The sequence below is a fragment of the Streptomyces sp. NPDC126510 genome (genome assembly GCF_040302345.1).
In the GTDB taxonomy this organism is placed as follows: Bacteria; Actinomycetota; Actinomycetes; order Streptomycetales; family Streptomycetaceae; genus Streptomyces.
This window is the reverse complement of record NZ_JBEORR010000003.1, coordinates 126,669-144,472: the sequence shown is the minus strand read 5'-3', so window position 1 is coordinate 144,472 and position 17,804 is coordinate 126,669. Positions and strand designations below refer to the sequence as shown.

At 71.5% G+C, this 17,804-nt stretch carries 15 protein-coding genes and 2 pseudogenes; 11 read left to right on the top strand and 6 right to left on the bottom strand.

Going from position 1 to position 17,804, the window contains the following annotated elements; all coding sequences use genetic code 11:
* Positions 1–271 precede the first annotated feature (271 nt).
* On the bottom strand, positions 272–1,138 hold the full coding sequence (locus ABTX60_RS04610; RefSeq protein WP_352095591.1) for a biotin--[acetyl-CoA-carboxylase] ligase: 867 nt from the start codon (positions 1,136–1,138) through the stop codon (positions 272–274).
* A gap of 110 nt (positions 1,139–1,248) precedes the next feature.
* Here ABTX60_RS04610 and ABTX60_RS04605 point away from each other — a divergent pair, with 110 nt between their 5' ends.
* The 4 genes from ABTX60_RS04605 to ABTX60_RS04590 all read left to right on the top strand — a co-directional run bounded on the left by ABTX60_RS04605 (position 1,249) and on the right by ABTX60_RS04590 (position 3,979).
* On the top strand, positions 1,249–2,853 hold the full coding sequence (locus tag ABTX60_RS04605; protein ID WP_352095590.1) for an acyl-CoA carboxylase subunit beta: 1,605 nt from the start codon (positions 1,249–1,251) through the stop codon (positions 2,851–2,853).
* A 25-nt stretch (positions 2,854–2,878) separates the two neighbouring features.
* Positions 2,879–3,088, top strand: a complete 210-nt coding sequence (locus tag ABTX60_RS04600; RefSeq protein WP_344458318.1) for an acyl-CoA carboxylase epsilon subunit — start codon at positions 2,879–2,881, stop codon at positions 3,086–3,088.
* Positions 3,089–3,197: 109 nt separating this feature from the next.
* Positions 3,198–3,326, top strand: coding sequence for a morphogenic membrane protein MmpB (gene mmpB, locus ABTX60_RS04595; protein WP_107092457.1), 129 nt, complete (start codon positions 3,198–3,200; stop codon positions 3,324–3,326).
* 32 nt (positions 3,327–3,358) lie between these two features.
* The gene (locus ABTX60_RS04590) at positions 3,359–3,979 is read left to right on the top strand and encodes a Maf family protein (RefSeq protein WP_352095589.1); all 621 of its coding nucleotides are present in this window, start codon (positions 3,359–3,361) and stop codon (positions 3,977–3,979) included.
* Here the strand turns inward: ABTX60_RS04590 and ABTX60_RS04585 are convergent.
* Entirely contained in the window at positions 3,948–4,424 is a 477-nt protein-coding gene (locus ABTX60_RS04585; RefSeq protein WP_352095588.1) for a hypothetical protein, read from the bottom strand. The two genes, ABTX60_RS04590 and ABTX60_RS04585, sit on opposite strands and share 32 nt — an antisense overlap.
* 336 nt (positions 4,425–4,760) lie before the next feature.
* Here ABTX60_RS04585 and ABTX60_RS04580 point away from each other — a divergent pair, with 336 nt between their 5' ends.
* Positions 4,761–6,533 carry an acetyl/propionyl/methylcrotonyl-CoA carboxylase subunit alpha gene (locus ABTX60_RS04580; RefSeq protein ID WP_352095587.1) on the top strand — a complete coding sequence of 591 codons (1,773 nt, stop codon included), beginning with the start codon at positions 4,761–4,763 and terminating at the stop codon, positions 6,531–6,533.
* Between the two features lie 518 nt (positions 6,534–7,051).
* On the opposite strand, the gene ABTX60_RS04575 is transcribed toward ABTX60_RS04580, so the two are convergent.
* A complete protein-coding gene (locus ABTX60_RS04575; protein ID WP_352095586.1) occupies positions 7,052–8,044 on the bottom strand; it encodes a DeoR/GlpR family DNA-binding transcription regulator in 993 nt (330 codons plus the stop codon).
* Positions 8,045–8,209: 165 nt separating this feature from the next.
* A pseudogene (locus tag ABTX60_RS04570) lies at positions 8,210–9,667 on the bottom strand (NAD(P)H-quinone dehydrogenase); the annotation flags it as partial.
* A gap of 86 nt (positions 9,668–9,753) precedes the next feature.
* On the opposite strand from ABTX60_RS04570, the gene ABTX60_RS04565 reads away from it, so the two are divergent.
* From ABTX60_RS04565 to ABTX60_RS04555, 3 genes are all read left to right on the top strand, one after another.
* Positions 9,754–10,191 (top strand): gamma-glutamylcyclotransferase family protein, encoded by a 438-nt coding sequence (locus ABTX60_RS04565; protein WP_352095585.1) that lies wholly within the window; start codon positions 9,754–9,756, stop codon positions 10,189–10,191.
* 106 nt (positions 10,192–10,297) lie between these two features.
* Positions 10,298–11,122, top strand: coding sequence for a purine-nucleoside phosphorylase (locus ABTX60_RS04560; RefSeq protein WP_352095584.1), 825 nt, complete (start codon positions 10,298–10,300; stop codon positions 11,120–11,122).
* Between the two features lie 364 nt (positions 11,123–11,486).
* On the top strand, positions 11,487–13,142 hold the full coding sequence (locus ABTX60_RS04555; protein WP_352095583.1) for a phospho-sugar mutase: 1,656 nt from the start codon (positions 11,487–11,489) through the stop codon (positions 13,140–13,142).
* Positions 13,143–13,202: 60 nt separating this feature from the next.
* On the opposite strand, the pseudogene ABTX60_RS04550 reads toward ABTX60_RS04555, so the two are convergent.
* Together ABTX60_RS04550 and ABTX60_RS04545 are read right to left on the bottom strand one after the other, a co-directional pair.
* Positions 13,203–13,563 (bottom strand): annotated as a pseudogene (locus ABTX60_RS04550) (DUF6204 family protein).
* A gap of 53 nt (positions 13,564–13,616) precedes the next feature.
* Complete coding sequence (locus ABTX60_RS04545; RefSeq protein WP_352095582.1) at positions 13,617–14,321, bottom strand: PH domain-containing protein; 705 nt, start codon at positions 14,319–14,321, stop codon at positions 13,617–13,619.
* Between the two features lie 124 nt (positions 14,322–14,445).
* Between ABTX60_RS04545 and deoC the strand changes: the two genes are divergently transcribed.
* Genes deoC through ABTX60_RS04530 form a run of 3 tightly spaced genes read left to right on the top strand, consistent with a single transcriptional unit; the run spans position 14,446 to position 17,746 of the window.
* Positions 14,446–15,408, top strand: coding sequence for a deoxyribose-phosphate aldolase (gene deoC, locus ABTX60_RS04540; protein ID WP_352095805.1), 963 nt, complete (start codon positions 14,446–14,448; stop codon positions 15,406–15,408).
* A gap of 21 nt (positions 15,409–15,429) precedes the next feature.
* The gene (locus tag ABTX60_RS04535) at positions 15,430–16,866 is read left to right on the top strand and encodes an aldehyde dehydrogenase family protein (RefSeq protein ID WP_352095581.1); all 1,437 of its coding nucleotides are present in this window, start codon (positions 15,430–15,432) and stop codon (positions 16,864–16,866) included.
* The gene (locus ABTX60_RS04530; RefSeq protein WP_352095580.1) at positions 16,859–17,746 is read left to right on the top strand and encodes an aldehyde dehydrogenase family protein; all 888 of its coding nucleotides are present in this window, start codon (positions 16,859–16,861) and stop codon (positions 17,744–17,746) included. The genes ABTX60_RS04535 and ABTX60_RS04530 overlap by 8 nt, the downstream gene beginning before the upstream one ends.
* Positions 17,747–17,804 lie beyond the last annotated feature (58 nt).

Here is a 17,804-nt window from a genome sequence, read left to right as displayed (position 1 = left end):
AGGTCCGGCCGGGGGGGGTGAGGTGCCGGGCGTTGAACAGGAACTCGGGGTTTCTGCCGCTGCCCCCAGAGGGCTCCGCCCCCTGGACCCCCGCTTCGGCCTGATCGGCCTCGTCCTCAATCGCCGGACAGGCTCGATGCTGATCGGCACACTCAGCTGCGGCCAGTCGTGCCTCCCCCGAGCTCTTCGAGCAGGGGGGACCCCCAGGGCGGCACGGATGGGCGCAGCCGCACCCCGCGCCGCCGGGTCGCGATCCCGCCCCCGCCTCGGCTCAGGCCGGCCTCAGATGCACGATGTCTCCCGCCCCCACAGGCTCCTGGACCCCCTCCTCCGTCGCCAGTACGAGCCGCCCGTCCCCGTCCACGGCCACCGCTTCCCCCACGATCGCCCGATCCCCCGGCAACTCCGCCCGCACCACCCGCCCGAGCGTCGCGCACCCCGCCGCATATGCCTCCTGCAACCCGCATACCCCCGGGTCGCCCTCGGCCGCGCGCCACTTGCCGTACCAGTCCTCCAGGGAACGCAGCACCCCGCGAAGCAGCGGATCGCGGTCCGTGCTCACCGCCCCGGCCAGCACGAGGGAGCCCGCCGTCGGCACGGGCAGCTCGTCGTCCTTCAGCGAGACGTTGATGCCGACGCCGATGACGACCCCGCCGTCACCGGCCCGCTCGGCCAGGATGCCGCCGGCCTTGCGCTCGTCCTCCCCCACCGTGACCAGCAGATCGTTCGGCCACTTCAGGGCCGTGTCCACGCCCGCCGCCCGGGACAGCCCCGCCGCCACCGCCACCCCTGTGAGCAGCGGCAGCCAGCCCCACCGCGCCACCGGCACCTCGCGCGGCGTGAGCAGGACGGAGAAGAACAGACCGGACCTCGGCGGTGCCGTCCACTGCCGGTCCAGGCGTCCGCGCCCGGCCGACTGCTCCTCGGCGATCAGCGCCGCGCCCTCGGAGGCCTCTCCCTTCGCCGCCCGGGCCACCAGATCGGAGTTCGTGGAGCCGGTGCGCTGCACCACGTCCACCTCCGACCACAGCCCTCCCGGCCGCACCAGGCCCCGGCGCAGGGCGGTGATGTTGAGGGGCGGACGGTCCAGGTCGGACCAACGGCTTCCGTTCGGCTCTGATGCATCTCGCGGCGTCATGCAAGCCACCCTAGGTGTGGTAAACGCCGCACTGCCGATGTGGAGGCACCCCACTAGTCTACGGATGAGTAACCGTCCCCCCTTTTGAGCAGGCAGGGAGCCGCATCCCGATGTCCGAGCCGGAAGAGCAGCAGCAGCCCGACATTCACACGACCGCGGGCAAGCTCGCGGATCTGAAGCGACGCATCGAGGAAGCGACACACGCCGGCTCCGCTCGTGCCGTCGAAAAGCAGCACGCCAAGGGCAAGCTGACGGCCCGTGAGCGGATCGAGCTCCTGCTCGACGAGGGCTCCTTCGTCGAGCTCGACGAGTTCGCCCGGCACCGTTCCACGAACTTCGGCCTCGACAAGAACCGCCCGTACGGCGACGGGGTCGTCACCGGGTACGGCACCGTCGACGGCCGCCCGGTCGCCGTGTTCTCCCAGGACTTCACCGTCTTCGGCGGTGCCCTCGGCGAGGTCTACGGCCAGAAGATCGTCAAGGTCATGGACTTCGCCCTGAAGACCGGCTGCCCGGTCATCGGGATCAACGACTCCGGCGGGGCGAGGATCCAGGAGGGCGTCGCCTCGCTCGGCGCCTACGGCGAGATCTTCCGCCGCAACACCCACGCCTCCGGCGTCATCCCGCAGATCAGCCTGGTCGTCGGGCCGTGCGCGGGCGGCGCGGTCTACTCCCCGGCCATCACCGACTTCACGGTGATGGTCGACCAGACCTCGCACATGTTCATCACCGGCCCCGACGTCATCAAGACCGTCACCGGCGAGGACGTCGGCTTCGAGGAGCTGGGCGGCGCCCGGACCCACAACGCGACCTCCGGCGTGGCCCACCACATGGCGGGCGACGAGAAGGACGCCATCGAGTACATCAAGCAGCTGCTGTCCTACCTGCCGTCCAACAACCTCTCCGAGGCGCCTGTCTTCCCCGAGGAGGCCGACCTCGAGGTCAGCGACGAGGACCGCGAGCTGGACGTGATCGTCCCGGACAGCGCGAACCAGCCGTACGACATGCACGCGGTGATCGAGCACGTCCTGGACGACGCCGAGTTCTTCGAGACGCAGCCGCTGTACGCGCCGAACATCGTCACCGGCTTCGGCCGGGTCGAGGGCCACCCGGTCGGCATCATCGCCAACCAGCCGACGCAGCTCGCCGGCTGCCTGGACATCAAGGCCAGCGAGAAGGCCGCCCGCTTCGTGCGGACCTGTGACGCCTTCAACGTCCCGGTGATCACGTTCGTCGACGTCCCCGGCTTCCTGCCCGGCGTCGGCCAGGAGCACGACGGCATCATCCGCCGCGGCGCCAAGCTGATCTACGCCTACGCCGAGGCGACCGTCCCGCTCATCACGATCATCACGCGCAAGGCCTTCGGCGGCGCCTACGACGTCATGGGTTCCAAGCACCTGGGCGCCGACCTCAACCTCGCCTGGCCCACCGCCCAGATCGCCGTCATGGGCGCCCAGGGCGCGGTCAACATCCTGCACCGCCGCACGATCGCGGAGGCCGAGGCGAACGGCGAGGATCTGGAGGCGGTCCGGGCCCGGCTGATCCAGGAGTACGAGGACGCCCTCCTCAACCCCTACGTCGCGGCCGAGCGCGGTTACATCGACTCCGTGATCCTGCCGTCCGAGACCCGCCGGCACGTCGTGCGGGGTCTGCGTCAACTGCGGACGAAGCGGGAATCCCTGCCTCCGAAGAAGCACGGCAACATCCCCCTCTAGTCCGCAGCGAGCCCAGGAGGCCCACATGACGATCAAGGTCGTACGGGGCAACCCGACCCCGGAGGAGCTGGCCGCCGCCCTGGCGGTGGTCAGGGCGCGCGCCGCGGCGGCGGCTGCCGCCCCGCCCGGCGCGCCGACGTCCCGCGATTCCTGGTCCGACCCGTCCCGCATCGCGGCCCACCGCCTGCCCCAGCCGGGGCCGTCGGCGTGGGGCCGCACCTACTGGCCGGGCTAGAGCTCCCCTCGCGGGGGCGCGGGGAACCGCGCACGGTGGAACGACGCGGGGCGCCGATTTGAGTACCGCTACTCAGGCGCCCCGCCCTGCCAGGCCGCACGCTGGTGACATGCTGTGGTCCGACCCCGAGAACGAACCGCCCGAAGAAATGCGTGACATGCAGGACATGCTGCGGCGGCTGAGCGTTCTCCTGGCCCTGGCCATGGTGCTGGGGATGATCGTGATCGGCGTGAGGTGAGACGCGCCGGGTGACGCCGATACGCTGAACGCATGACAGATCAGCCGCGCCGCCGACTCGTCCTCGCCTCCCAGTCCCCCGCCCGGCTCGGCCTGCTCCGCCAGGCCGGCCTCGCCCCCGAGGTGATCGTGAGCGGCGTCGACGAGGACGCCGTCACCGCTCCCACCCCCGCCGAGCTGGCGCTGGCCCTGGCCGAGGCCAAGGCCTCCGTCGTGGCGGCCCGCCCGGAGGTCAAGGGCGCGCTCGTGATCGGCTGCGACTCGGTGCTCGACCTCGACGGCCAGGCCCTCGGCAAGCCCTCCGACGCCGAGGAGGCCACCGCCCGCTGGAAGTCGATGCGCGGCCGGGCCGGCACCCTCCAGACCGGCCACTGCGTCTACGACACGCTCACCGGCCGGTACGTCTCCGCCACCGCGTCCACGGTCGTCCACTTCGGCGATCCCACGGACGAGGAGATCGCCGCCTACGTCGCTTCCGGCGAACCCCTCTACGTCGCCGGTGCGTTCACCCTGGACGGCCGCTCGGCGCCGTTCATCGACGGCATCGACGGCGACCACGGCAACGTCATCGGCATCAGCCTCCCCCTGGTCCGGCGGCTGCTGGCCGGCCTGGGGGTCGGCATCACGGAGTTGTGGGCGCCGGCGGAGAAGTGACCGGGGGCCCGTCGCCGCTCTTCCCGCCCGCGGGCGCGGCGTCGGCGGGCTCCGCCGGGCGGTCGTAGGTCATCAGCAGCAGCACGATCAGGGCGAGGACCAGCACCATGAAGAGGAACGCGGTCCAGCCGACGAGTCCCCAGGTGACGGCGCCCAGCAGCCCGTGCACGACCGCCGCGCTGATCAGCAGCACGCGCCCGAGGCCCGCCGGGGGCCGGTCCCGCAGCGCCACCAGCAGGGCGACCAGGCCGCACAGGGCGTAGTAGAGGCCGAAGGCGATCCCGCCGATCTTCGACGACACCGACATCATGTGCGGGTCCAGCCCGGCCAGCGACATGTCCTGCCGGTCGACGACCATCCCCAGGAACCAGTTCAGCGCCGCGACGCCGAACGCCTCCGCGAACAGCACCACCGCCACGACCCACGCCACCGGCCTGCGTATCACCGGGCCCACCCTCTTCCCTTGAAGACATCGCGAACGCTACTAACCGGTAAACCGGGGGACAAGGGTCCGGCAGCGGGCAAAGAATCATTGGGCCATTCGTAGGGACTCGACAAAGAAACCGAGTGGCCCGCAGCACGTGATGACAGAGACCTTGACCACAGGGGACGGCTAGGGTTTCCCGCAAGAGTGCTGCGTACCGCGGTGCGACAAGGGATTTCGCGGGTCGAGCGAGCCACGCATCACGCTCCGTGTGGGAAAGCTCACCACTGGGGACGGGTCGAAGTGTCGTGTCGGCTGTCCCTAAACTCGGCTTGTTTCAAGGAGGGAGCCTCAATCGTGCGCAAGGTGCTCATCGCCAACCGTGGCGAAATCGCTGTCCGCGTGGCCCGGGCCTGCCGGGATGCCGGTATCGCGAGCGTGGCCGTCTACGCCGACCCGGACCGGGACGCTCTGCATGTCCGCGCCGCGGATGAGGCGTTCGCCCTGGGCGGTGACACGCCGGGCACCAGCTACCTCGACATCGAGAAGGTGCTCAACGCCGCCCGCGAGTCGGGCGCGGACGCGATCCATCCCGGCTACGGCTTCCTCTCGGAGAACGCCGAGTTCGCTCAGGCGGTCCTGGACGCGGGCCTGATCTGGATCGGTCCGCCGCCGCAGGCGATCCGCGACCTCGGTGACAAGGTCGCCGCCCGGCACATCGCGCAGCGCGCGGGTGCCCCGCTGGTGGCCGGCACGCCCGACCCGGTGTCCGGTGCGGACGAAGTCGTCGCGTTCGCCGAGCAGCACGGCCTGCCGATCGCGATCAAGGCCGCCTTCGGTGGTGGCGGTCGTGGTCTGAAGGTCGCCCGCACCCTCGAAGAGGTGCCGGAGCTGTACGACTCGGCGGTCCGTGAGGCCGTCGCCGCCTTCGGCCGGGGCGAGTGCTTCGTCGAGCGGTACCTGGACAAGCCGCGGCACGTGGAGACCCAGTGCCTGGCCGACCAGCACGGCAACGTGGTCGTCGTCTCCACCCGTGACTGCTCCCTGCAGCGCCGTCACCAGAAGCTGGTGGAGGAGGCCCCGGCCCCCTTCCTGTCCGACGCGCAGGTGGAGGAGCTGTACTCCGCCTCCAAGGCCATCCTGAAGGAGGCCGGCTACGTCGGCGCCGGCACGGTCGAATTCCTCGTCGGCGTCGACGGCACGATCTCCTTCCTGGAGGTCAACACCCGTCTCCAGGTGGAACACCCGGTCACCGAGGAGGTCGCCGGCATCGACCTCGTGCGCGAGATGTTCCGCATCGCCGACGGCGAGGAGCTCGGCTACGGCGACCCGGAGCTGCGCGGCCACTCCTTCGAGTTCCGCATCAACGGCGAGGACCCGGGTCGCAACTTCCTCCCCGCTCCGGGGACGGTCACGATGTTCGCCCCGCCGTCCGGCCCGGGTGTCCGTCTGGACGCGGGTGTGGAGTCCGGTTCGGTCATCGGCCCGGCGTGGGACTCCCTGCTGGCCAAGCTGATCATCACCGGCCGTACGCGCAAGGAGGCGCTGCAGCGGGCCGCCCGCGCGCTGGAGGAGTTCCAGGTCGAGGGCATGGCGACGGCGATCCCCTTCCACCGCGCGGTGGTGAAGGACCCGGCGTTCGCGCCCGAGCTGACGGACTCGTCGGACCCGTTCACGGTGCACACCCGCTGGATCGAGACGGAGTTCGTCAACGAGATCAAGCCGTTCGCCGCGCCGGCCGATGCGGACACGGACGAGGAGCCGGGCCGCGAGACGGTCGTCGTCGAGGTCGGCGGCAAGCGCCTCGAGGTCTCCCTGCCGTCGTCGCTGGGCATGTCGCTGGCCCGTACGGGTCTCGCGGCCGGCGCCAAGCCGAAGCGCCGCGCGGCGAAGAAGTCGGGCCCCGTGGCGTCCGGCGACACCCTCGCCTCCCCGATGCAGGGCACGATCGTCAAGGTCGCCGTCGAGGAGGGCCAGGAGGTCAAGGAGGGCGACCTGGTCGTCGTCCTGGAGGCCATGAAGATGGAGCAGCCGCTGAACGCGCACCGCTCGGGCACGATCAAGGGCCTGAGCGCGGAGATCGGCGCGTCGGTGACGTCGGGCGCGGCGATCTGCGAGATCAAGGACTGACGGTTCCGCCCCCTGGCGCGGCGCCCGCCCCTCGGGGGTGGGCGCCGCGCCGAGGTGTGTCCGGCCTGCCCCTCGGGCGCGCCTTCGCGTGGCGCCGGGTGGGGGTGCGCGTCTTCGCGTGACGCCGGGTGTGGGTCGGGGCCGCGCCGGGGGGTGTCCGTCCTCGGAACGTCGCGATGGGCTTGCACGCCGCCTGACTGTCCGTTGACGCGACAACCGCTGCGGGCGGACACCCCCCGACACGGCCCCTTGCGTCCGAGGGCGGGTGCGGGAGCGTCATGGCTCGCGCCAAGCCTCATCTGCGGGCGCGTGCCGCGACCCGTCCCAGGCGCGCTCTGGCCCAGCTGCGGGCATGCGTGCCGCCAGGGGCGGCACGGGTGGGCGTGGGGGTCCCCCCTGCTCGAGCGAAGCCGAGAGCTTGGGGGAGGCACCCCGTTCCGCCGGGTTGCGGACCCACCCGGCATCAGCAACAACGCCGGGTGCCTGAAAAGCGACCGCAGCTCAACCCACTGTCGGCGTCAACGCCGCCGCAGATCCGCGACCCGCGCCCGTTCCGCCCCGGGCCCCTGCTCACCCAGCATGGAGGCAGAGGCGGAAGCAGACCTCAGCTGGCCGCCACCCCCCGGCACCTGCCGCCGAGGCCCGGGCACCGGCACATCCCGCCGCTGCTGACGCGACGGAACGGACTCACCCCCCGGCCCTCCCGCTCCCGAGCCGGCCGAACCCCCTTGCCCCCCGGCCACGGCGATCTGCACGCCCTGGTCGGCCAGCGCCTGGAGTTCCGTGGCCGCACGGTCGTCATGAGCGGGCGGCTCGTCCGTGACGAGGCGCGTGATGAGGTCCGTCGGCACGGTCTGGAACATGGTGTCGGTGCCGAGCTTCGTGTGGTCGGCGAGCACCACCACCTCCGCCGCGGCCTGTACCAACGCCCGGTCGACGGACGCCGACAGCATGTTGGACGTGGACAGCCCGCGCTCCGCGGTCAACCCGGCCCCGGACAGGAACGCCCGCGACACCCGCAGCCCGTGCAGGGACTGCTCCGCCCCGCTCCCGACCAGCGCGTAGTTCGAACCGCGGAGCGTACCGCCGGTCATCACGACCTCGACCCGGTTGGCATGGGCCAGCGCCTGGGCGACGAGGAGGGAGTTGGTGACGACGGTGAGCCCGGGCACCCGGGCGAGCCGGCGGGCCAGCTCCTGGGTCGTCGTACCCGCCCCGACCACGATCGCCTCCCCCTCTTCCACGAAGTTCGCGGCGAGGTCGGCGATGGCGGTCTTCTCGGCGGTCGCGAGATGAGACTTCTGCGGAAAGCCGGACTCCCGCGTGAAACCGCCCGGCAGTACCGCACCGCCGTGCCGGCGGTCGAGGAGTCCTTCTGCCTCCAGCGCGCGCACGTCCCGCCGTACGGTCACTTCGGAGGTCTGGACGACGCGGGCGAGCTCACGGAGCGACACGGCCCCGTTCGCTCGCACCATTTCGAGGATCAATTGGCGACGTTCTGCAGCGAACACGAAACTGACAGTAACGCCAGCGACCGTCTGCTTTCAGCAGTTTGCGCTGAATAGCAGAAGATGTTCGCACCCGGCAGCGGGAAGTGGTATAGGGCCTAGTCCCGCCGCCTATGCCGTACGAATGGTCGAACACTCCCCGTGGCCGGCGAGGAGCCGGTTTCGGCCTCAGCCCTCGCCGTTCTCCTTGCGCGTGTGCAGCTGCCGTGCCACCTCGGCGATCGAGCCCGACAGGGAGGGATAGACGGTGAAGGCGTTCGCGATCTGTTCGACGGTCAGATTGTTGTCGACCGCGATCGAGATGGGGTGGATCAGTTCCGAGGCGCGCGGCGCCACGACGACACCGCCGACCACGATGCCCGTGCCCGGCCGGCAGAAGAGCTTGACGAAGCCGTCGCGGATGCCCTGCATCTTCGCGCGCGGGTTGCGCAGCAGCGGGAGCTTCACGACCCGGGCGTCGATCTTCCCGCCGTCGACGTCGGCCTGGGTGTAGCCGACGGTGGCGATCTCCGGGTCGGTGAAGACGTTCGAGGAGACGGTCTTCAGGTTCAGCGGGGCCACGGCGTCGCCCAGGAAGTGGTACATGGCGATGCGGCCCTGCATGGCGGCCACGGACGCGAGGGCGAACACGCCGGTCACGTCACCGGCCGCGTACACACCGGGAGCGGTCGTACGGGACACCCGGTCGGTCCAGATGTGGCCGGACTCGCGCAGCCGGACGCCGGCGTCCTCCAGCCCCATGCCCGCGCTGTTGGGGACGGCGCCGACGGCCATGAGGCAGTGCGACCCGGTGATGACCCGCCCGTCGGCGAGGGTCACCTCGACCCGGTCCCCCACCCGCTTGGCGGACTGCGCGCGCGAACGCCCCATCACGTTCATGCCGCGCCGCCGGAAGACGTCCTCCAGCACGGCCGCCGCGTCCGGGTCCTCGCCGGGCAGCACGCGGTCGCGCGACGACACGAGCGTCACCCGCGAACCCAGGGCCTGGTAGGCACCGGCGAACTCGGCGCCGGTCACACCGGACCCGACCACGATCAGCTCCTCGGGGAGCTCGTCGAGGTCGTACACCTGGGTCCAGTTCAGGATCCGCTCGCCGTCCGGCTGGGCGTCGGGCAGCTCACGGGGGTGCCCGCCGGTGGCGATGAGCACGGCGTCCGCGGTCAGGGTCTCCTCACTGCCGTCGGCGGCGCGCACCACCACCTTTCGCGACCCGTCCAGCGCCTGCATGCCCTCCAGCCGCCCGCGGCCGCGCATGACCCGCGCTCCGGCACGCGTCACGGAGGCCGTGATGTCGTGCGACTGGGCGAGCGCGAGCCGCTTCACACGCCGGTTGACCTTGCCCAGGTCGACGCCCACCACCCGGGCGGCCTGCTCCATGGGCGGGGTGTCGTCGGCGACGATGATCCCCAGCTCCTCGTACGAGGAGTCGAAGGTGGTCATCACCTCGGCCGTGGCGATCAGAGTCTTCGACGGCACGCAGTCGGTGAGCACCGACGCCCCGCCCAGACCGTCGCAGTCGACGACGGTCACCTCCGCGCCGAGTTGAGCGGCCACCAGCGCCGCTTCGTATCCGCCGGGTCCGCCACCGATGATCACGATCCGAGTCACGTACTCCATTGTCCCGCACGCAACAACGTGACACCGCCCGGGGGCCCGCCCACGCGCCTGTCGTTACACGAGTGACGCCGGACCACCTGCCGTACCCTTCCCCCATGTCGCTCTACGCCGCGTACGCCGGCAACCTCGACGCGCGGCTGATGTCCCGCCGCGCCCCGCACTCGCCGCTGCGCGCCACCGGCTGGCTGAACGGATGGCGACTGACCTTCGGCGGCGAGCACATGGGCTGGGAGGGCGCGCTGCCGACGATCGTCGAGGACCCCCTCTCCCAGGTCTTCGTCTCGCTCTACGACATCGCCCCGATGGACGAGGAGTCGCTGGACCGCTGGGAGGGCGTGGGCCTCGACATCTACCGCCGTACGCGCGTGCGGGCCCACACCCTGGACGGTGAGGACACCGCCTGGGCCTTCGCCCTGAACGCCTACGAGGGCGGCCTGCCCTCCGCCCGCTACCTGGGCGAGATCGCCGACGCGGCCGAATCGGCCGGCGCTCCCCACGACTACGTGATGGAGCTCCGCAAGCGCCCCTGCTGACGGCAGCCCTGACGAAGGCACTCGTCGGAAACGACAAGACAACGATCGCCACCCCGTGAGCTCTGCCATCTACGCGCGTAGGCAAACAGCCGCTACCCTCGTCGGCGTGAACGCATCTCTTCTTCCGGACGACATCCAGGGCGACCCCCACGCGGCCGCCGACGCCGCCGCGGCCCGCCTGCGCGAACTGACGGGCGCCGAGACCCACGACGTCGCCCTCGTGATGGGCTCCGGCTGGGCCCCGGCCGTGGACGCCCTGGGCGCCCCCGAGGCCGAGTTCCAGGTCACCGAGCTCCCCGGTTTCCCGCCACCGGCGGTGGAGGGCCACGGGGGCAAGATCCGCTCCTACCGGATCGGCAACAAGCGCGCCCTGGTCTTCCTGGGCCGTACGCACTACTACGAGGGCCGCGGAGTGGCCGCGGTCGCCCACGGCGTCCGCACCGCGGTCTCGGCCGGCTGCAAGACGGTCGTCCTCACGAACGGCTGCGGTGGCCTGCGCGAGGGCATGCGCCCCGGCCAGCCGGTCCTCATCAGCGACCACATCAACCTCACCGCCACCTCCCCCATCATCGGCGCGAACTTCGTCGACCTCACCGACCTGTACTCCCCGCGCCTGCGGGCCCTGTGCAAGGAGGTCGACGCCACGCTGGAGGAGGGCGTCTACGCCCAGTTCCCCGGCCCGCACTACGAGACTCCGGCCGAGATCCGCATGGCCCGGGTCATCGGTGCGGACCTGGTGGGCATGTCGACGGTCCTCGAGGCGATCGCAGCGCGTGAGGCCGGCGCCGAAATCCTGGGCATCTCCCTCGTCACCAACCTGGCGGCGGGCATGACGGGTGAGCCCCTGAACCACGAGGAAGTCCTCCAGGCGGGCCGCGACTCCGCGGCACGCATGGGTTCCCTGCTCACGCAGGTCCTCGGCCGCCTCTGAGAAGGCTTCGGGAGGCGGTCCGGCGGCTGCGGGCCCGTAGTGGCTGGTCGCGCGGTTCCCCGCGCCCCTGGGGGGTTGCAGTCGCCCGCGCGAGAATGCCGTCGCGGCCGCCCACGACGAGAAGCCCCGGCCGCCTCAGGGGGACGCACCCGCGAACGGCGAGAAGGGGCCGTGTCGGGGGGTGTCCGCCCGCAGCGGTTGGCGCGTCAGCGGACGGTTAGTCGGTACGCGACCTCATCGCGCCGTTCCGAGGACGGACACCCCCCCCGGCGCGGCCCCGACCCACCACCGGCGTCACGCGAAGACGCGCACCCCCACCACCCCGCGCAGACCCACACCACACCGGAGAGGCTGACCCCACACCGTGCACGAAGAACTCATCGCACAGGCCCAGGCGTGGCTCACCGAGGACCCCGACCCGGACACCCGCACCGAGCTGGCCGGCCTCATCGACGCCCGGGACCACACCGAACTCGCCGTCCGCTTCAGCGGCACCCTCCAGTTCGGCACCGCCGGCCTCCGGGGCGAACTCGGCGCCGGCCCCATGCGCATGAACCGCTCGGTCGTCATCCGCGCCGCCGCCGGCCTCGCCGCGTACCTCAAGAAGCAGGGCCACGACAACGGCCTCGTCGTCATCGGCTACGACGCCCGCCACAAGTCCCACGACTTCGCCCAGGACACCGCCGCCGTCATGACCGGCGCGGGCCTGCGCGCGGCCGTCCTCCCCCGCCCCCTCCCGACCCCCGTGCTCGCCTTCGCGATAAGGCATCTCGGCGCGGTCGCGGGCGTGGAGGTCACCGCCAGCCACAACCCGCCCCGCGACAACGGCTACAAGGTCTACCTCGGCGACGGCTCGCAGATCGTCCCCCCGGCGGACATCGACATCGCGGCGGAGATCGCCGCCGTCCCGTCCCTCACCACCGTCCGCCGCCCCACCGAAGGCTGGGACACCCTCGACGACAGCGTCCTCGAGGCCTACCTCGCCCGCACGGACGCCGTCCTGTCCGAGGGCTCCCCCCGCACGGCCCGCACGGTGTACACGGCGATGCACGGCGTCGGCAAGGACGTCCTCCTGGCCGCCTTCGCCCGCGCCGGCTTCCCGGAGCCGGTCCTCGTCGCGGAGCAGGCCGAACCCGACCCGGAGTTCCCGACCGTCGCGTTCCCCAACCCGGAGGAGCCCGGCGCGATGGACCTGGCCTTCGCGACGGCCCGCGCCGGCGAGACCGCCCCGGACCTGATCATCGCCAACGACCCGGACGCGGACCGCTGCGCCGTCGCCGTACAGGACAACGCAGACGGCACAGACGGCACCGACTGGCGCATGCTGCGCGGCGACGAGGTCGGTGCCCTGCTCGCCGCCCATCTGGTCCGCCGCGGAGCGACCGGCACCTTCGCGGAGTCGATCGTCTCGTCGTCCCTCCTCGGCCGCATCGCCGAGAAGGCGGGCGTCCCCCACGTCGAGACCCTCACCGGCTTCAAGTGGATCGCCCGCGCCGAGGGCCTGCGCTTCGGCTACGAGGAGGCCCTGGGCTACTGCGTGGATCCCGACGGCGTACGCGACAAGGACGGCATCACCGCCGCGCTGCTGATCACGGAACTGGCCTCGCAGCTCAAGGAGGAGGGCCGCACGCTCCTCGACCTGCTGGACGACCTGGCGGTGGAGCACGGTCTGCACGCGACGGACCAGCTCTCGGTCCGCGTCGAGGACCTCTCCCTCATCGCCGCCGCCATGCGCCGCCTGCGCGAACAGCCGCCGACGGAGCTGGCCGGCCTGCCGATCACCCGTACCGACGACCTCACCAAGGGCACGGCCGACCTCCCGCCCACGGACGGCCTGCGCTACACCCTCGACGGCGCCCGGGTGATCGTCCGCCCGAGCGGCACGGAGCCGAAGCTGAAGTGCTACCTGGAGGTCGTGATCCCGGTCGGGTCGCACAAGGACCTCCCGGAGGCCCGCGCGCAGGCGACGGCGCTGCTGGAGTCGATCAAGCGCGATCTGTCCACGGCGGCGGGCATCTGAGGCGGAGACCCCGCACCACCGCGCCCGCCGAGGCCCCGCACCACCGCCCCCGCCGAGAACTCAGGAAGTCTTCCGGGCGGCCTCCCGCCGCTGCCGCTTGCCGAGAGGCGCCTGGGAGAGGTCCTCGGCGGTGGACCGGAGGTTCTTGTAGCCGTACCCGCGCTGCTCCAGCCACGCCCGCGCCGACGCCTCGGCCCGCTCGGCGGCCTCCAGGATGTCCTCCTCGGCCTCCCCGGAGTCCAGGAAGCGGAAGGTGAAGGCGGGGCGCAGGGCCACGTCGTAGGTGAGGCTCCCTTCAGGGGTGAAGGCCGCGCGCAGCACGTCGTGCTCGGCGGCCCGCTCCAGCAGTTCGGCCCGCTGGCCCGGGGCTCAGTCCGTCGAAGACGCCTCGCACGGTGACACGGAAGGTACGGGTACTCATGGCCCGAACCTAGGGGCGGGGCCGCACCGTCTCCACCGCTTTTCTGGCGGCGGTCAGCCCGTCGCCACCAGGATCAGCACCAGCAGGGCCCCGGCGACCGCCGGAGCCAGCACCTCGTAGGCCCACCGTACGGTCACCTCGCCCTGTGCCGGCTCCGCCTGGCGCCGTGCCTCGTGCAGCCCGCGCAGCTCGTCCATGATCCGGTCGGTCTCGGCCCGAACGGGCCCCTCGGATACGGAGTCCCCGCCGAGGCCACCGTCCAGGCCCGCCCGCATCCCGAGCGCACTGCCCCGGCCCTCGTCCCGGCCCATCTCCCGGCGCACCTGCGCCGTCGCCCGCATCTCGCGCCGCGCGGCCTTCTTTCGCGCCCGCAGCGAGACGGGCACGGCCCACAGCTGGTACTTCGTACCGGACTCGGTGAGGACCTCGTTCGAGTAGGCGGAGCGCAGCGAGGCGACCTGGCCCCAGGGCACGACGACGAGCCGGAAGGGGTTGCGGATCCGCAGCCGGTCGTCGCCGGCGTACACGGCCGGGCGCAGCGTGAAGGCGACGACGAGCGGCGCGACGACGAGCAGCACGGCGAGCGCGAGCCACGGCGTGCGCCCCTCACCGGAGATCACCGCGTCGATACCGAGCCACCCGGCGATGGCGAGCAGCAGCACGCCACCGGCGATGGCCGGGACCGACCGGTACACCCGGTCCTTGGACTCGGGTTCCGAAGGCTGCGGCGCCGGCGGCTGGGGTTCGGGGCTCGTCATGTCTCGATTCTGCCGGACCCGTCCGCGGGGTCCTCATCCGCCCGAGGGCAACCGTCGGATTCCGTCCGGAGAGAACCGGGGACTGTACAGCCGCTACGCGCGTAGATATGCTCGTCTGGTGACCATGCCCAGTTCTGCACTCACCGCAGCTCACCCCCTCAAGGACGTCGCCGCGTCCGACAGCGCGCTGCGCCGCTTCCTCCACGGGCTCCCCGGCGTCGACGCGGTCGGACTCGAGGCCCGCGCGGCCTCCCTCGGCACCCGTTCGATCAAGACGACCGCGAAGGCGTACGCCATCGACCTCGCCATCTCGATGGTCGACCTGACGACGCTCGAAGGCGCGGACACCCCGGGCAAGGTCCGGGCGCTCGGCGCGAAGGCGGTCAAGCCCGACCCCACGGACCGTACGACGCCCGCCACCGCGGCGGTCTGCGTCTATCCCGACATGGTGGCCGTGGCCAAGGAGGCCGTCGCCGGTTCCGGCGTGAAGGTCGCCTCGGTGGCCACGGCGTTCCCGGCCGGACGCGCCGCGCTCGACGTCAAGCTGGCCGACGTGCGCGACGCCGTCGCGGCGGGTGCCGACGAGATCGACATGGTCATCGACCGCGGGGCGTTCCTCGCGGGCCGATACTTGAAGGTGTACGACGAGATCACCGCCGTGAAGGAGGCCTGCGGGACCTCCGCGCGCCTGAAGGTCATCTTCGAGACCGGCGAGCTCTCGACGTACGACAACATCCGCCGTGCGAGCTGGCTCGGCATGCTGGCGGGGGCGGACTTCATCAAGACCTCCACCGGGAAGGTCGCCGTCAACGCGACCCCGGCGAACACGCTGCTCATGCTGGAGGCGGTGCGGGACTTCCGCGCGCAGACCGGCATCCAGGTCGGCGTGAAGCCGGCCGGCGGCATCCGCACCTCCAAGGACGCCATCAAGTTCCTCGTGCTGGTCAACGAGACCGCGGGCGAGGACTGGCTGGACAACCACTGGTTCCGCTTCGGCGCCTCCTCGCTGCTGAACGACCTGCTGATGCAGCGGCAGAAGCTGGCCACCGGCCGCTACTCCGGCCCCGACTACGTGACGGTGGACTGAGACCCCATGACTGTGGAAAACGTGTCTTCGGTATTCGCATACGCCCCGGCCCCCGAGTCGCGCGCGATCGCCGACATCGCCCCCTCGTACGGCCTGTTCATCGACGGCGAGTTCGTCGAAGCGGCGGACGGCAAGGTCTTCAAGACCGTCTCCCCGTCCACCGAGGAGGTCCTCTCCGAGATCGCCCAGGCCGGTTCCGAGGACGTCGACCGCGCGGTGAAGGCCGCGCGCAGGGCCTTCGAGAAGTGGTCGGCGCTGCCGGGCTCGGAGCGCGCCAAGTACCTGTTCCGCATCGCGCGGATCATCCAGGAGCGTTCCCGCGAGCTCGCCGTCCTCGAAACCCTCGACAACGGCAAGCCGATCAAGGAGACCCGCGACGCGGACCTCCCCCTGGTCGCGGCGCACTTCTTCTATTACGCGGGCTGGGCCGACAAGCTCGACCACGCCGGGTTCGGCGCGAACCCGAGGCCGCTGGGCGTCGCGGGCCAGGTCATCCCCTGGAACTTCCCCCTGCTCATGCTGGCGTGGAAGATCGCCCCGGCGCTGGCGACGGGCAACACGGTCGTCCTGAAGCCGGCCGAGACGACCCCGCTCTCGGCGCTGTTCTTCGCGGAGATCTGCCGCCAGGCGGGCCTGCCCAAGGGCGTCGTCAACATCCTCCCGGGTTACGGCGACGCGGGCGCGGCGCTGATCGCCCATCCGGATGTGAACAAGGTCGCCTTCACCGGCTCCACGGCCGTCGGCAAGGAGATCGCCCGCACGGTCGCCGGGACCCGCAAGAAGGTCACGCTCGAACTGGGCGGCAAGGGCGCCAACATCGTCTTCGACGACGCCCCGATCGACCAGGCCGTCGAGGGCATCGTCAACGGCATCTTCTTCAACCAGGGCCAGGTCTGCTGCGCGGGCTCCCGTCTGCTGGTCCAGGAGTCGATCCAGGAGGAGCTCCTGGAGTCCCTGAAGCGCAGGCTCTCCACCCTCCGTCTCGGTGACCCGCTGGACAAGAACACCGACATCGGCGCGATCAACTCCGAGGAGCAGCTCACCCGTATCACCTCGCTCGTCGAGCAGGGCGAGGCGGAGGGCGCCGAGCGGTGGTCGCCGGCGTGCGAGCTGCCGGAGAGCGGCTACTGGTTCGCCCCGACGCTCTTCACGAACGTCACCCAGGCGCACCGGATCGCCCGCGACGAGATCTTCGGCCCGGTGCTGTCGGTGCTGACCTTCCGCACTCCGGACGAGGCGGTCGCCAAGGCCAACAACACGCCGTACGGCCTGTCCGCCGGCATCTGGACGGAGAAGGGCTCGCGCATCCTGGCGGTCGCGAACAAGCTCCGCGCCGGGGTCGTCTGGTCCAACACGTTCAACAAGTTCGACCCGACGTCGCCGTTCGGCGGTTACAAGGAGTCGGGCTTCGGCCGCGAGGGCGGCCGCCACGGCCTGGAGGCGTACCTCGATGTCTGATGCGCGACTGTCGGTGTTCAAGACCTACAAGCTGTACGTCGGCGGGAAGTTCCCGCGTTCCGAGAGCGGCCGGGTGTACGAGGTGACCGACTCGAAGGGCAAGTGGCTGGCGAACGCGCCCCTGTCGTCCCGCAAGGACGCCCGGGACGCGGTCGTGGCGGCACGCAAGGCGTTCGGCGGCTGGTCCGGGGCGACGGCGTACAACCGCGGTCAGGTCCTGTACCGCGTCGCCGAGATGCTGGAGGGCCGCCGCGACCAGTTCACCCGTGAGGTGGCGGACGCCGAGGGGCTGTCCAAGTCCAAGGCGGCGGCGGTCGTGGACGCGACGATCGACCGGTGGGTCTGGTACGCGGGCTGGACCGACAAGATCGCCCAGGTGGTCGGCGGCGGCAACCCGGTCGCGGGCCCGTTCTTCAACCTGTCCTCGCCCGAGCCGACGGGTGTGGTCGCGGTGCTGGCGCCGCAGGAGTCGTCGTTCCTGGGCCTGGTGTCGGTGCTCGCTCCGGTGATCGCGACGGGCAACACGGCGGTCGTGGCGGCGAGCGAGAAGGCGCCGCTTCCCGCCCTGTCCCTGGCCGAGGTGCTGGCCACCTCGGACGTCCCCGGCGGCGTGGTCAACGTCCTGTCGGGCCGTACGGCCGAGATCGCGGCCCCGCTGGCGTCCCACCAGGACGTCAACGCGATCGACCTCGCGGGTGCCGACGAGGTCCTCGCGAAGGAACTGGAGATCGCGGCGGCCGACAACCTCAAGCGGGTTCTCCGTCCACAGCCTGTGGATTACGCGGAGACCCCCGGGATCGACCGTCTGACGGCGTTCCTGGAGACCAAAACGGTCTGGCACCCCACGGGGTCACTGGGCGCGTCGGGTTCCTCGTACTAGCCCGCCCCCCTCGATACGGAAGCCCCGGCCCTCCTCCGTCCAGGAGGCCCGGGGCTTC